Genomic DNA, 14957 nt, shown 5'->3' on the forward strand with positions numbered 1-14957 from the left:
TCAACCGAGGTCCAGCCACCTGTCACACTATCGTCGGGTTGATCCCCAGCCGTCAATCACGATTCCGTCAGTCCAGTGTCCCGATCCTGTCGCAGCCGGCGGGTGATCCCGATGGTCTCCAGGAACGGCACGTCGTGGCTGGCCACGATGAGCGCCCCCCGGTACGCGTTCAGCGCCTGGGAGAGCTGGCGGACGCTGGCCAGGTCCAGGTTGTTCGTCGGCTCGTCGAGCAGGAGCAGCTGGGGCGGCGGCTCCGCCGACAGGAGCGCCGCGAGGGTCGCGCGGAAGCGCTCGCCTCCCGACAGCGTGCCGACGGCCTGGTTGACCCGGTCGCCCCTGAACAGGAAGCGGGCCAGGCGGGCTCTGACGTCGTTCACGGATGCGTCCGGAGCCATGGCCCGGACGTTGTCCACGATGCTCAGGGCGTCGTCCAGGAGGTCGAGGCGCTGCGGCAGGTACCGGACGGGGACGTGGGCGCCGTGCTCGACGATCCGCCTGAGCAGCGTCGTCTTGCCGGAGCCGTTCGGACCCAGCAGCGCGATCCGCTCGGGACCACGCACCACCAGCGTCTCCAGCGGCACAACACCGGGCACGCCGCCCTCGTCGTACGAGCCCTCCGCGCCGTCCGCAGGGGCGCGGTCGGAAGCGCCGGGCGGGCGGGTGTCCGGGGGCGGCGGGAGCGGGAAGGTGAGGACCGTGCGACCGGCGGGCACCTCCGTGCCGGGCAGCTGGATGCGGATCTCGTCGTCGTCGCGCACCGCCTGCTCGGCCTCCGTCAGCCGCCCACGTGCCTCCTCCAGCTTCTCGATGGCCAGGTTGCGCTGCTTGCCGGCGCTCACCTGGGCCTTCCGCTTCAGCCCGTTGGCGACGATCTTCGGCACCTTCTTGTTCTCGAACGCCTTCCGCCCGTAGCGCAGGTTCCGGTCGATCCGGGTGCGGGCCTCGATGAGCTCGCGCTGCTGCCGCCGTACCTCTCCTTCCGCGGTGCGTACCATCCGCAGGGCGGCGTCCTGCTCGGAGGCGACCTGCTCCTCGTAAGCGCTCAGGTTTCCGCCGTACATGCGTACGACGCCGTCGCGCAGCTCGGCGATGTGCTCCACCAGCTCCAGCAGCGCGCGGTCGTGGCTGACCACCACCAGCACCCCCTGCCAGGCGGCGACCGCGGCGTACAGCCGCTCCCGCGCGTCCAGGTCGAGGTTGTTGGTGGGCTCGTCGAGCAGCAGCACCTCGGGCCGCTTCAGCAGCTGGGCGGCGAGCGCGACCATGATGGTCTCGCCGCCCGACAGCGTGCCGACCGTACGGTCCAGCCCGATGTGGCCGAGCCCGAGCCGGTCGAGCTCGGCGTTGGCGCGCTCCTCGACGTCCCAGTCGTCGCCGACCGCGGCGAAGTGCTCCTCGGCCACGTCGCCGCTCTCGATGGCGTGCAGCGCCGCCCGCGTCCCGCTGATCTCCAGCAGGTCCGACACGGTACGGCTCGCGCCCAGCGGGACGTTCTGCGGCAGGTACCCGATCTCCCCCGCCACGGACACGGCCCCGGCCCGAGGGGCCAGCTCCCGCGCGATGATCTTGAGCAGGGTGGACTTGCCCGACCCGTTGACCCCGATGAGCCCGGTACGTCCCGCGGGGAACGCGGCGTCGAGCCCGTCGAGCACCCCGGTGCCGTCCGGCCAGGCGAAGGACACGTGATCTACAACAATGGAAAAAGACATAAGGCGGCTCCCGTCACAAAGATCGAAATTTCGTGACTTGGCGGGAAACACCGCATACGCGCGCAACACGAGGGAAGAGAGGGCGAAGAGGTCGCCAGAGGTCCAGGTGTGCGCGCACTGCCCACAACAGGGCAGGAGAAGGCGCGGTGCCCGCGACCTCAGATCCTCACGTCAACGGCCCCCAGGGCTCGGCGATAAGACGCGGGAGAGCTTATCCGACGCGATGATTATCTGGCAAGGCTCCTGGCCCGGTGCGCCGCCACGTTGACCCGGTTGGCGCAGGCCGGCGAGCAGAACCGGCGACGCCCGTTACGCGAGGTGTCCACGAAGACGATCTCGCACCCGTCGCGATCGCACCGCCCCAGACGGTGCCGGCCCGCGAACGACATGGCCATGGCCAGCCCGCCCGCGGTGGTGTCCTTCGCCCTGGCCACGATGTCGGCGTCCGGGGCGAAGAAATGCAGGTGCGGCTCACGGCCGTCGTGCGCGCTGACGTACGGCTTGGACGCGGTGATGTCGAGCAGGTCGTTGACCAGCTTGATCTGCGTGTCCTGGTCGCGCTCCCCGAACACGGGCGCGAGCCGCCCCGCCCACTCGCGCAGCTCCTCGGCCTGCTCGGCCGTGACGGCGGCGCGGAGCAGGCGGTGCTCGGTGAGCATCGCCTCGACCGCCTCAGGGCTGAAGTCGGTCGCGTTCACCAGGGCCGCCGCGAGGGCCGCCCCGTTGCCGCCGTAAGCGTTGAAATGCATAAGGGCATTACACCAGATTGGAATCATGGACTCCAGACATCTGCACGATCCCCTGGCCCTGGCCGTCATCTCCTCCCACCGCACCTCCGAGGGCACGGTCTCCTACCTGAGGTGTGCCTGCGGCGCGTGGGAGGTGCGCACCTCGGGGCTGGTCGCCACCGTCCGGCCGCTCGAGCGCTGCGCGGGCGGAGCGGGATGACGCGCCGGCGCACCTGAGCCCGACCGGGAGAGATCACCCATCCTGGCCACCTGTGCTAAATTTTGGCCATGCGGTCAGAAAATCGTCCAGACGGCCAGAAGTCGCGGTCGTTCATCGAGGAGGCCAGGCGCGCGCAGATCGTGGCGTCGGCCGTGGAGGTGATCGCGGAGGTCGGGTTCGCCCAGGCGTCGCTGGCCCGCATCGCGAGGCACGCCGGCATCAGCAAGGGCGTCATCTCCTACCACTTCGCCGGCAAGGACGAGCTGATGGAGGAGGTGGTCACCCGCGTCTACAAGCAGGCCGCCGAGCACGTCATCGCCGAGATGCAGGGGGTGGAGGGCGCCGGCGAGCTGCTGCGGACCTATGTCCTCGCCAACGCCGCCCACATGCGCGAGCAGCGATCGCAGATCATGGCGCTCGGCGAGATCTTCAACAACCTGCGCACCGCCGACGGCCGGCCCCGCTACGGCGTCCACACCAGCGAGGAGATCTATCAGGCACTGGAGAACGCCTTCCGCCTCGGGCAGCGCACCGGCGAGTTCAGGGACTTCGACGTCCGCGTCATGGCCGTCACGCTGTCGGCCGCCATGGACAGCATGTTCGGCTACTGGGCCGCCTATCCGGAACACGACCTCGAGGCGCACGCGCGCGAGCTGGCCGACCTCTTCGAAAGGGCCTGCAGGAAATGAAGACCGAGCCGAGGACCAGGCTCCACTCGATCGACAACCTCCGGACCGTGCTGACCGTGCTGGTCGTCGCCCACCACGTGGCGGTGACCTACGGCCACATCCCCCTCTGGTACTACACCGAGCCCGCCAAGGACCCCTCAGGGACCCTGCTCGACATTCTGGTGACGTTCAACCAGGCGTTCTTCATGGGGTTCTTCTTCCTCGTCTCCGGCTTCTTCACCCCGGGCTCCTACGACCGCAAGGGCAGCCGCGCTTTCGTGCGGGACCGGCTGGTGCGGCTGGGCGTCCCGCTGCTGCTCTTCATCCTGCTGCTCCGGCCGCTGGTGAACTTCGGTGACTACGCGCGGACCGACGGCATGCCGTACTGGGAGTTCTACCTGCGCTCGTGGGACCCGGGGCCGATGTGGTTCGCCGAGGTGCTGATCGTCTTCGCCCTGGCGTACGCGCTGTGGCGGTCCCGGCGGGCCCCGCTCGAGTCGCGCCCGGCCCCGCTCCGGTTCAGGTCGGTCGCGCTGTTCGTCGCGGGGCTGGCGGTGGCCACGTTCCTGTGGCGGATCCCGGTGCCGACCGGCACCTACGTGCCGGTGCTCGGGCTGCCGACGCCGAACTTCCTGCCGCAGTACGTCTCCATGTTCGTCCTCGGGTGCGTGGCCTTCAGGCGCGGCTGGTTCGAGACGCTGCCGGCGCGCGCCGGGCGGCTGGGGCTGGTGGCGGCGGGCGTGTCGACCGCCGTGCTGCTGCCTCCCACGGCCATGACGGGCGGGGCGGTGGCCTCGGCGCTGATGGCGGCCTGGGAGTCGGCCTTCGCGGTGAGCATGGTCATCGGGCTGTCGGTGCTCTTCAGAGAGCGGTTCGCCGGGCAGGGACCGCGGGGCCGGTTCCTGTCCGACCACGCCTTCACCGTCTACATCATCCACCCGCTCGTGCTGGTCGCCGTCGCCTACGCGCTGCGCCCGCTCGAGGCGATCGCGATCGTCAAGTTCGCGGCCACGCTGGTGGTGGCGCTGCCGCTGTGCTGGGGGCTGGCGTACCTGGTGCGGTCGCTGCCGGGGGCCAAGCGGGTTCTCTGAGCATCGGCGGCAGCGGAGCGGCCCGGCCGTCGCGCACGCACACGTACGTGACCGTGCCGACGGCCACCAGCTCGTCCGCCCGCCGCATCGTGAACGTCATCGTGATCGACGTCGTGCCGAGCCTGGCCGGCGCGCTCTCCACGGCCAGCACGTCGCCGAGCCGAGCGGGGGCGTGGTGCTCGCACCCGCTCGCCTTGACCACCAGGTCGGCGCCCTGCTCCCGGAGCCGGTCGTAGCCGCCCCTGGCGCCGAGCCAGTCGAGGAAGGCGTCCTCGAAATACTCGTAATAGCGGGCCGCGTGCATCATGGCCTGCGCGTCGCAGTGCCTCGGGCGCACCGGGAGGTGGGAGATCACGCCGGCCGCGCTAACCTTCGTAGAAGGCGTCGAGGATCTTGCCGTGGCGCTCCTCGACGGCCTTGCGCTTGATCTTGAGGCTGGCCGTCAGCTCGCCCGTCTCCACCGTGAAGTCCTCGGCCAGGATCGCGAACTTCTTGACCGTGGCGTAGCTGGCCTCGTCCGCGTTGACCTGGTCGATGGCCTTCTGGACCTCCTCGCGCATCCGCGGGTGCTCCCGCAGCTGCTCCGGGTCCTCCGGCAGCGACTGCGCCCGCGCCCACGGCCCCGCCACGTCCATGTCGAGCGTGACCAGCGCGGTGACGTAGTTGCGCCGGTCGCCGTGCACGAACACGTGCGACGCGTACGGGCAGGCCGCCTTGATCCGGCCCTCCAGGTGCGTGGGCGCGACGTACTTGCCGCCCGAGGTCTTGATCAGCTCCTTCTTCCGGTCGGTGATGCGCAGCCGGCCGGCCGAGTCGAGCTCGCCGATGTCGCCCGTGTGCAGCCAGCCGTCCTCCAGCGCCTGGGCCGTCTCCTCCGGCAGCCCGTGGTAGCCGCGCATGACGCCGCGGCCGCCGATGAGGATCTCGCCGTCGTCGGCGATGCGGACCTCGGCGCCCGGCAGAGGCGGCCCGACCGTCCCGAACTTCACCGACTCCAACCGGTTGAGGAAGCTGCCCGCCGACGACTCCGTGAGGCCGTACCCCTCGAGGATCGGCAGGCCCGCCGCGTCGAAGAACTCCGCGATGTCCATGGAGAGCGGGGCGGCACCGGAGACGAAGAACCGGATCCGGCCGCCGAACCGGTCGCGGAGCTTGGCGAAGACCAGGCGGTCGGCCAGGGCGTACTCGATCCTGGTGGTGAGCGGGATGGGCGCCTCGCGCTGGCGGGCGCGGCTGACCCTGAGGCCGGTCTCCCGCGCCCAGTTGAAGATGCGCAGCTTGACGCCGCCCTCGCGCCGCACGGTGGCCACCACGGTGTTGTGGATCTTCTCGAAGATGCGCGGCGCGGCGGCCATGAACGTCGGCTTGAGCACGCCGAGGTTCTCGGCGATCTTGTCGAGGCGCCCGTCGATCGCGGTCGGCACGCCGATCTCGATCATGACGATCTCCAGCAGCTTGCCGAACGAGTGCGACAGCGGCAGCCACAGGAAGTGCAGGTCGTCCCTGGAGATCAGGTCCAGCTGGCGCACGCCGCCCGCGGCGTGGAGCCAGTTGTCGTGGGTCAGCTCCACGCCCTTGGGGCGGCCGGTCGTGCCGGAGGTGTAGATGAGCGTGGCCAGGTCGTCGGCGGCGATGGCGTCCACCATGCCGTCGTAGTCGCCGTCCTGCGGGGCTTGGAGGGAGTCGAGCCTGACCACCCAGCCGTCGTCGCTCGCCGTGCCGTCGATGACCACCACGTGGGTGACGCCGGGCAGCTCCTTCTGGACGGACCTGAGCTTGGCGACCTGGTCGTCGTTCTCGGCGATCACGATCGTGCTGCCGGAGTCGGTGATGACGAACGCCGCCTCGGCGGCCGTGTTGGACGGGTAGATCGTGGTCGTGGCCGCGCCTGTGGCCAGCACCGCCAGGTCGGCCAGGATCCATTCGAGCCGGGTCGAGGAGAGGATCGCCACGCGCCTGCCGGGCCCGCAGCCGAGCTCGGCCAGGCCCAGAGCCAGCTCGCGCACCCGTTCGCCCACCTCGCGCCATGTCAGCGAGGACCAGCCGCCGTCCGAGGGAGTGCGGTACGCCTCATCGTCGGGGGTCGCCGCGATCCGGTCGCGCAGCAGGGACGGAATGCTGGACATGCCTGGCCTCCTGGACGGGTGTCGATCCCGACTCTAAAAGCAATCCCATGATTTGGGATAGACCAGCGCGCCCGGCGGCGTCTCAGGGGCGCTTGAAAGCGGACAGGATCCGGTCCACCGCGAGCGAGGGGGTCAGCTCGCCGGCGAGGACCTCCCGCTCCACCTCCTCGGTGATCGCCGCCACCTCGGGATCGTTGCGGAGCTCGGCCAGCAGCCGCTCCCGTACCAGCGTCCACGTCCAGCCCACCTGCTGGCGGCGGCGCTTGGCGGCCAGGTCGAGCCCGTCCTGGTGGGCCAGCACCTGGCGCCAGAGCTTGTCCAGCCCGTCGCCGGTCAGCCCGCTGCACGTGAGCACCGGCGGCGGCACCGAGTCGGAGCGGAGCATGCGCAGCGCGCCCGACAGCTCCCGCGCGGCCTTCCTGGCCGGCAGCTCGTACTCGCCGTCGGCCTTGTTGACCGCGATGACGTCGGCCAGCTCCAGCACGCCCTTCTTGATGCCCTGGAGCTGGTCGCCGGTGCGGGCCAGGGTGAGCAGCAGGAACGTGTCCACCATGTCGGCCACCGCGGTCTCCGACTGCCCGACGCCGACGGTCTCGACCAGGACGACGTCGAATCCGGCCGCCTCCACCACGACCATGGCCTCCCTGGTCGCCTTGGTGACCCCGCCGAGCGTGCCGGAGGTCGGCGAGGGCCTGATGAAGGCGGCGGGGTCGGCCGACAGCCGCCCCATGCGGGTCTTGTCACCGAGGATGCTGCCGCCCGTCCTGGTGGACGAGGGATCCACGGCGAGCACGGCCACCTTGTGGCCGCCCGCGGTCAGCATCGTCCCGAGTGAGTCGATGAACGTGGACTTCCCCACGCCGGGCACACCGGAGACGCCGACCCTGCACGCGTGGCCGGAGAGCGGGGTGAGCTCGACGAGCAGCCGCTGGGCCAGCGCGATGTGGTCGGGCCTGGTCGACTCGACCAAAGTGATCGCGCGCGCGATCCACGTACGGGATCCGGCCCGTACGCCTTGGGCGTAGTCCTCCAGCGAATGCACCCGACTTACCCCATTTCTTCCCCGTTGATCAGCCTAAGCTCTGACAAGTCTTGACTTTTGCCAGTAGGGTGCTGGAGTTCTAACCTCAGCCGTCACAGGAGTCACTCCCCTCATGCCCAACGTCGAACCCCTCCGCGAGGGCGACCCGGCAACGGTGGGACCCTACCGGCTGGTCGGTCGTCTCGGAGCGGGCGGCCACGGTGTCGTCTACCTCGGCCAGGCCCGCAACGGAACCCCCGTCGCGGTCAAGGTGCTGCGCGAGGGACTCGCCGGGGACGACCGCCTCGCCAGGGAGATCGCCGCAGCGCGCAAGGTCGAGCCGTTCTGCCTCGCGCAGGTGCTCGACGCCTCGACCACCGGCCGGCCGTACATCGTGGCCGAGTACGTGGACGGGCCCTCGCTCCAGCAGGCAGGCCGGCAGGGCGGGGCGGAGCTGCAGCGGATCGCCGTGTCCACCGCGACCGCGCTGGACGCCATCCACCAGGCCGGCGTCGTTCACGGGGACTTCAAGCCGTCGAACGTCCTGCTCGGGCCCGGCGGTCCGCAGGTCGTGGACTTCGGCATCGCCGGGGCGCTCGCCGGCGGCATGAAGGCGACCGGCACCTTTGTCGGCACGCCCGCGTACATGGCGCCCGAGCAGCTCTCCGGGAAGGCGGTCGGAGCGCCTGCCGACGTGTTCGCGTGGGCGTCGGTGATGGTCTTCGCGGCCATGGGGACGCCGCCGTTCGGCGACGACTCGCTGCCCGCGGTGATCAACCGTATCCTGAACGACGAGCCGCACCTCGGCGAGCTCCGCGGGCTGGTGCGCGAGATCATGCTGGCCTGCCTGGCCAAGGAGCCCGGCGCCCGTCCCGCGATGCGCGACGTGCTGCTCCGGCTGACCGCGCCCTCGCGCCAGCCCGCCGCCCCGCACCAGACGCCGGCCGGCCAGCAGACCCCGGTCCCGTACCAGACCTCGGATCAGGCTCCGCTGCCGCGGCGGACGCCGGGCGCGTACGGGACGTCGGACCAGAGCGCGGCACCGCATCAGACCCCGGTCCCGTACCAGACCTCCGACCAGCCGCCGGTCCCGTACCAGACCTCCGACCAGTTCTCGGTTCCGCACCAGGTCGCGGAGCCTTCCGCGGCCTCGTACGAGACCCTTGACCAGCCGGCGGCGGCGGCCTGGCACCAGACCGACCAACCGGCGGCGGGCTGGCACCAGACGCCGGAGCCGGCCTTCGACCAGGACACGCCACCGCACCGGGGCCGTGCCCAGGCTCCTGGCGCCGACCAGCCCGGTGGCCAGCCGGGGTCCCACCCGGGAGCGCAGCCAGGAGGCCAGCCCGGGGCCCAGCCAGGGGCACAGCCGCAAGCTCTGCCAGGGGCTCAGCCGGGAGCTCTGCCGCGACGCTTCGGTCCGCGCCAGGGCCCTGAGCAACTCGCCGGGCCGCAGCCCGCCCCGGGCGCGCCCTACGGCCAGGAACCAGCCGCGTACTACGGCCAGGAGTCGAGCGCGCACCACGGCCAGGAACCGTCAGCCCACTACGGTGAGGACCCGGCCGCCCATTACGGTCAGGAGCCGGCCGCCCATTACGGCCAGGAACCTGCCGCACACTACAGCCAGGAGGCGTCCGCGCCCTACGGCCAGGACCCGGCCGGACACTATGGCCAGGAACCGGCCGCCCATTTCGGCCGGGAACCGGCCGGGCACTACGGTCAGGAACCGGCCGGGCACTACGGTCAGGAGCCCGGGGCACACCACGGTCAGGGTCCGGCGGCGTTCCCGCTCGGCGCCCCGGTCGTGTCGCCGCTTCCGGCGGAGTTCAACCATCCGGCGGAGTTCGAGCGGGCGGCGGAGTTCGAGCGGGCGGGGGCTCGCGAGCAGCCGGTGCCCGAGCCGGCGATGGCCCAGCACTCGGCGCTGGTCGGCCTGCTCGCACCGGGCGAACCACCGGCCAGGGCGCCCGCCGGAGCACCGGGCGAGGCACCCGCAGGCGCGCCCGCGCCGCCGCGACGGTCCGGTCGGCGGCGCATGAAGATCGTGCTCATCGCGGGCGCCTCCGGCGTCTCCGTGCTGGCCCTGGCCGGCGCCATCATGTGGCTCACCCCCACGACCCCCACTGCCAAGAGCGTCTCGGTCGCGAGCAGCACGCCCTCGGCCTCGAAGTCCGCCAAGTCCACGCCGTCGCAGCGGCCGAAGCGGACGCGTACCCCCGGGGCGAGCCCGCAGAGCGACGGCGACCCGAGCACGGTGCCCACCGACGGCACCACGTCCACCGCGGTGCCCGGCGCGAGCGGGCAGCTCAGGCTCGTCTACGTCCGCGCGGGCGGCACCAGGAACGGCGACTGCTGGTCGGGCGGCGAGGTGACCCTCCAGGCGCTGGTGCAGCGCTCCGGCGAGCCGCTGAACTTCAGGTACACCTGGTACATCGACCGCACGGCCGTGGGCCGCTCGTCGGCGGCCATCTCGGAGAACGGCCAGCGCTACCTCGCCGCGCCGCAGAGCCTCCGGAGCGAAGGAGGCGTCCACCGCGTCACGCTCAGGATCACCTCCCCGATCGTGACACAGCGGACGATCTCCGTCACGATGTGCCAGAGCGGGACCTACTGACGGGCTCGCAGCTGGTCCAGCAGGTCGAGGGCGGCGTCGGCGATCACCGTGCCCGGCGGGAAGATCGCGGCGGCGCCCGCGGCCCGCAGCTCGTCGTGGTCGCCCGGCGGGATGACGCCACCGACCACGATCATGATGTCGCCGGCGTCGAGGTCGGCCAGCGCCCCGCGCAGCGCGGGCACCAGCGTGAGGTGCCCCGCGGCCAGCGAGGACACGCCCACGATGTGCACGTCGGCCTCGACCGCCTGCCTGGCGACCTCCTCCGGCGTCTGGAACAGCGGGCCGACGTCCACGTCGAAGCCCAGGTCGGCGAAGGCCGTGGCGATCACCTTCTGGCCGCGGTCGTGGCCGTCCTGGCCCATCTTCGCGACGAGGATGCGCGGGCGGCGCCCCTCGGCCCGTTCGAAGTCGGCGCAGGCCCGGCGGGCGCGCTCGATGCTGTCGGAGTGGCCTGATTCGTCGCGGTACACCCCAGAGATGGTACGTACCGGCTCGGCGTGCCTGCCGAACACCCGCTCGAGGGCGTCGGAGATCTCGCCCACCGTGGCCTTGGCGCGGGCGGCGTCCACGGCCAGTTTGAGCAGGTTGTGCTCCAGGCCGGGCGCGGGGTTGTCGGCGGCCTTGGTGAGCGCGTCGAGCGCCCGCTGCACGGCGTCGGGGTCGCGCTCGGCCCTGAGGCGGGCCAGTTTGTCGAGCTGCTGGGCGCGTACGGCGCTGTTGTCGACCTTGAGCACCTCGATGCTCTCGTCGCCCTCGGCCCGGTACTTGTTGACGCCGATCACGGGCTGGCGCCCGGAGTCGATCCTGGCCTGCGTACGGGCGGCCGCCTCCTCGATGCGGAGCTTGGGCAGGCCCGCCTCGATGGCCCTGGCCATGCCGCCGGCGGCCTCGACCTCCTGGATGTGGGCCCGGGCGCGTTCGGCGAGGTCGTGGGTGAGGCGCTCGACGTAGTAGGAGCCGCCCCACGGGTCGATCACCTGGGTCGTGCCCGACTCCTGCTGGAGGAGGAGCTGGGTGTTGCGGGCGATGCGGGCGGAGAAGTCGGTGGGCAGCGCGAGGGCCTCGTCCAGCGCGTTGGTGTGCAGCGACTGGGTGTGGCCTTGGGTGGCTGCCATGGCCTCGACGCAGGTGCGGGCGACGTTGTTGAAGACATCCTGCGCGGTCAGCGACCAGCCGGAGGTCTGGGAGTGGGTACGGAGGCTCAGCGATTTCGGATTTTTCGCATTGAAGCCGGACACCAGGTTGGCCCAGAGCAGCCGGGCGGCCCTCAGCTTGGCGACCTCCATGAAGAAGTTCATGCCGATGCACCAGAAGAACGACAGCCGCGGCGCGAACCGGTCGACGTCCATCCCGGCGGCGACGCCTGCCCGCAGGTATTCGACGCCGTCGGCGAGCGTGTAGGCCAGCTCCAGGTCGCACGTCGCCCCGGCTTCCTGGATGTGGTAGCCCGAAATACTGATGGAGTTGAATTTCGGCATCTTTTCACTCGTATAAGCAAAAATATCCGAAATAATCCGCATGGACGGCGCTGGGGGATAAATGTAGGTATTGCGGACCATGAACTCTTTGAGGATGTCGTTCTGGATGGTCCCGGCGAGCTCCTCCGGCGCGACGCCCTGCTCCTCGGCCGCCACGATGTACAGCGCGAGGACGGGCAGCACGGCGCCGTTCATGGTCATCGAGACCGACATCCTGTCGAGCGGGATGCCGTCGAACAGCTGCCGCATGTCGTAGATCGAGTCGATCGCGACCCCCGCCATGCCCACGTCGCCGGCGACCCGGGGGTGGTCGGAGTCGTACCCCCGGTGCGTGGCCAGGTCGAAGGCCACCGACAGGCCCTTCTGCCCGGCGGCGAGGTTGCGCCGGTAGAAGGCGTTGGACTCCTCGGCCGTGGAGAAGCCCGCGTACTGGCGGATGGTCCAGGGCTGGTTGACGTACATGGTGGGGTACGGACCGCGCAGGTAGGGGGCCGCGCCGGGGTAGGTGCGCAGGAAGTCGAGCCCGTCGAGATCGTGCGCCGTGTAGAGCGGCTTGACCTCGATCCCTTCCGGCGTCTCCCACACCTCGCCGACGCGCTCCGGCTCCCCGGGGACGGCCTCGGGCAGGTCGTTGAGCGGGATGCCGGAGAAGTCCGGGATCATCGGGTCACCTCCAGGTGGTCGAAGGTCTCGCGGAGCACGGCCAGCGCGTCACAGCCCGCGTAGAGGTTTCCGTCCACGCCTTCGTACTTCCCCTTCCCCGCCAGCCACACTTTCCTCGCACCGGCCTTGCGCAGTGCGGCGGCGACGGCGGGGGCGTGCTGGGCGTACAGCTTGTCGGACGAGCACAGGCACGCGACAGGGGTGCCGCTCATGGCGTACGCGGTGGCGATCTGCTCGGGATCCGTCCCGGGACCGGCGCTCTCGGTGTCGAGCCCGCCCGCCTGGAAGAGATTGGCGGCGAACGAGGCCCGCGCGGTGTGGGCGGCGACGGGCCCGATGGTGGCGAGGAACACCTTGGGCCGCTCGGGCTGCGCGTCGGCCAGATCCCGCAGCTCCTCGAACACCTCGGCGTACCGGACCCGCGGCAACCCACCCCCGGCTCCCACCGCCTCCGACGCTGGTTCGGATGTGGCAGCAGTCCGCGCGCCCGCCTCCGGCGCACCCTCACCGGCACCACCGGCCGCGGACGGTGGGCGGACCGGCTTCTCGTGGACGTGCGGGAACTCGCTCACCCCCGTGATCGGGAAGCGGCGGTGGGCGATGTCGTCGGCGCGGCGGGCGCGGGTGGCGGCGATCCGGCCGGACACCAGCTCGAACGCCCGCCCGATCCCGCCCGCCGCCTCGATCTCCTGGAACCAGGCCCACGCGCGCTCGGCGAGGTCGGCGGTGCGGCGCTCGACGTACCAGGAGCCCCCGGCGGGGTCCACGACGTGCCCGAGCCCCGACTCCTCCAGCAGCAGCGACTGCGTGTTGCGGGCGATGCGGCGGGAGAAGGCGTCCGGCAGGCCGAGGCAGGTGTCGAACGGCTGCACCGTGACCGCGTCGGCCCCGCCCACCCCGGCGGCGAAGCAGGCGAGCGTGGTGCGGAGCATGTTCACCCAGGGGTCGCGCGCGGTCATCATGGCCGAGCTGGTGACCGCGTGCTGCCGCTGCCCGCCGTGCTCGGGGGCCCCGCAGACCTCGGCGACCCGCGCCCACAGCCGGCGGGCCGCGCGCAGCTTGGCGATGGTGGCGAACTGGTCGGCGGTGGCGGCGTAGCGGAAGTCGATCTGGCCTAGCGCTTGCTCAACGGAGAGCCCGCCGCCGGTGAGGGCCCGCAGCCCGGCGACGCCCTGGGCGATCGAGCAGCCCAGCTCCTCGGCGTCGCTGCCGCCCGCGTCGTGGTACGGCGTCGCGTCGACGGTCACCGCCCTGAGCCCGGGGAAGCCCTCGACACAGCGCCGGGCCAGCTCCAGCCCCGCGCCCCCGGCACAGGCGGAGGCCCCCAGGTTGCCCCGCACCCCGACACCGCGCCCGAACAGCACCTCGGCGGCCTCGCGTACGCGCTCCCCCGCCTCCAGCACGACCGGGGCCAGGTCGAGGTAGACGTCCTTGAGCACGGCGCCCAGCGCGTCCACCGGGATCGCGCCCTCACCCACCACCAGCCAGAGCGACGTGACGCCGTTTTCCAGGTCCGCCAGCACCGCCTCGGGGTCGGCCACCGCGTGCCGCTGCCGCACGTCCCACCCGCCCGCGGCCCGCGTGCCGCGCACGTACGGCGGCTCGCCGGGCAGCCCGGGATCGCCGGGCAGGTCGCCGGAGTCGTAGAGCGGCGCGACGGTCACCCCGTCGTAGGTGAGGCAGGACAGCGCCTCCTCGGGCGAGCCGGCCTCGATCCCGGATTTACGCAGCACCTCGATCGCCAGCGCCCGCCAGTCGTCCCGGGATACGGACGCGAAACCCGCTGCCAGTTCCATGGTCGGATCCTACGCGTTGACCCGAACCTGATTCAGGCGGCGGGGGCCTCCCATGCCAGCCGCCACGTGACCGGCCCCACGATCCCGTCGTCCGTGACGCCCTGCTCGCGCTGGAACCTGCGGCACACGTCGCGCGACTCCGCGCCGTACGCCCCGTCCACCGTCAGCGCCCACCCGCGCCGCTTCATCTGCGCCTGCCAGGTGCGCACGTCGTCGCCCTGCATCACCGGCGGGTACGTGAGCAGCCGCCCGGGGAACGGCGGCGCGACCGGCCCGGGTTCCGGCTCCGTGCCTCCACCGGGCCGGGGCGCGCCCCGCCGTACCCATGCGTAGAGCGGCTCTCCTGGGCAGTCGGTCGAGTATCCGTCCCGGTGCCCCTTGATCTCCTTGCCCGCGCTGCCCTTGTCACGCACGTACTGGACCGCGTCCAGGATCGCGTGGAGCACCCCGTCGGGTGGCTGCACGAGCCCCGAGTTGCCCACGAGCCCGAGCACGGCGTAGTGGCCGGCGTTGAGTCCTGGGCCGTTCGCGGCGGGCAGGTGGTGCAGGCCCCGGCCCTCGAACACCTTCTTGTGCGGACAGGCTACGTACGAATATCCGATGTCGATCCAGCCGTTGCCGTCCATGTGGTACGCCTGGATCGAGCGCACCAGAGCGACGCACCCGGCGTGATCGTGGACGATGCCGGGATCGACGTTGCCGCCCGTGTAGTGGACTTTCACTCCCTTGGTGGAGTCGAGCTGGGTGTAGTCACCACGCGGCGCGCGGGCGTTCCAGTCGCGCCGTAACACCAGGTCGATTGCCACGGTGAGCTCCGAGGGTCGCGGTCGGGACCACCGAGCG

The 14957-nt window shown here is 71.4% G+C and carries 12 protein-coding genes; 4 read left to right on the forward strand and 8 right to left on the reverse strand.

The window, feature by feature from the left end; all coding sequences use genetic code 11:
* Positions 1-56: 56 nt before the first annotated feature.
* Positions 57-1709: an ABC-F family ATP-binding cassette domain-containing protein gene (locus AB0H84_RS18285; protein WP_357604856.1), complete on the reverse strand. Its 1653-nt coding sequence runs from the start codon at positions 1707-1709 to the stop codon at positions 57-59.
* Between the two features lie 227 nt (positions 1710-1936).
* Positions 1937-2458: a CGNR zinc finger domain-containing protein gene (locus tag AB0H84_RS18290; RefSeq protein ID WP_357604859.1), complete on the reverse strand. Its 522-nt coding sequence runs from the start codon at positions 2456-2458 to the stop codon at positions 1937-1939.
* A gap of 25 nt (positions 2459-2483) precedes the next feature.
* Between AB0H84_RS18290 and AB0H84_RS18295 the strand changes: the two genes are divergently transcribed.
* The 3 genes from AB0H84_RS18295 (at position 2484) to AB0H84_RS18305 (ending at position 4416) form a co-directional block, all read left to right on the forward strand.
* Positions 2484-2657 carry a hypothetical protein gene (locus tag AB0H84_RS18295; RefSeq protein WP_357604862.1) on the forward strand — a complete coding sequence of 58 codons (174 nt, stop codon included), beginning with the start codon at positions 2484-2486 and terminating at the stop codon, positions 2655-2657.
* Between the two features lie 68 nt (positions 2658-2725).
* Positions 2726-3346, forward strand: a complete 621-nt coding sequence (locus tag AB0H84_RS18300) for a TetR/AcrR family transcriptional regulator (protein WP_357604865.1) — start codon at positions 2726-2728, stop codon at positions 3344-3346.
* On the forward strand, positions 3343-4416 hold the full coding sequence (locus tag AB0H84_RS18305; RefSeq protein ID WP_357604868.1) for an acyltransferase family protein: 1074 nt from the start codon (positions 3343-3345) through the stop codon (positions 4414-4416). The genes AB0H84_RS18300 and AB0H84_RS18305 overlap by 4 nt, the downstream gene beginning before the upstream one ends.
* On the opposite strand, the gene AB0H84_RS18310 is transcribed toward AB0H84_RS18305, so the two are convergent.
* The 3 genes from AB0H84_RS18310 to meaB form a co-directional block, all read right to left on the reverse strand.
* Complete coding sequence (locus AB0H84_RS18310) at positions 4322-4771, reverse strand: thioesterase family protein (protein ID WP_357604871.1); 450 nt, start codon at positions 4769-4771, stop codon at positions 4322-4324. The two genes, AB0H84_RS18305 and AB0H84_RS18310, sit on opposite strands and share 95 nt — an antisense overlap.
* Positions 4772-4781: 10 nt before the next feature.
* Entirely contained in the window at positions 4782-6542 is a 1761-nt protein-coding gene (locus AB0H84_RS18315) for a long-chain fatty acid--CoA ligase (RefSeq protein ID WP_357604874.1), read from the reverse strand.
* 82 nt (positions 6543-6624) lie between these two features.
* Positions 6625-7584 (reverse strand): methylmalonyl Co-A mutase-associated GTPase MeaB, encoded by a 960-nt coding sequence (meaB, locus tag AB0H84_RS18320; RefSeq protein ID WP_357604877.1) that lies wholly within the window; start codon positions 7582-7584, stop codon positions 6625-6627.
* A gap of 112 nt (positions 7585-7696) precedes the next feature.
* Between meaB and AB0H84_RS18325 the strand changes: the two genes are divergently transcribed.
* The gene (locus AB0H84_RS18325) at positions 7697-10177 is read left to right on the forward strand and encodes a protein kinase (RefSeq protein WP_357604878.1); all 2481 of its coding nucleotides are present in this window, start codon (positions 7697-7699) and stop codon (positions 10175-10177) included.
* On the opposite strand, the gene scpA is transcribed toward AB0H84_RS18325, so the two are convergent.
* The 3 genes from scpA to AB0H84_RS18340 are packed head-to-tail and all read right to left on the reverse strand — an operon-like array spanning position 10171 to position 14920.
* Positions 10171-12318 carry a methylmalonyl-CoA mutase gene (gene scpA / locus AB0H84_RS18330; RefSeq protein WP_357604881.1) on the reverse strand — a complete coding sequence of 716 codons (2148 nt, stop codon included), beginning with the start codon at positions 12316-12318 and terminating at the stop codon, positions 10171-10173. The genes AB0H84_RS18325 and scpA overlap by 7 nt on opposite strands.
* Entirely contained in the window at positions 12315-14114 is a 1800-nt protein-coding gene (locus tag AB0H84_RS18335) for a methylmalonyl-CoA mutase family protein (protein ID WP_357604884.1), read from the reverse strand. The genes scpA and AB0H84_RS18335 overlap by 4 nt, the downstream gene beginning before the upstream one ends.
* Positions 14115-14146: 32 nt before the next feature.
* Positions 14147-14920: an N-acetylmuramoyl-L-alanine amidase gene (locus AB0H84_RS18340; RefSeq protein ID WP_357604887.1), complete on the reverse strand. Its 774-nt coding sequence runs from the start codon at positions 14918-14920 to the stop codon at positions 14147-14149.
* Positions 14921-14957 lie beyond the last annotated feature (37 nt).

Source organism: Nonomuraea sp. NPDC050786 (assembly GCF_040654115.1).
Lineage (GTDB): Bacteria > Actinomycetota > Actinomycetes > Streptosporangiales > Streptosporangiaceae > Nonomuraea.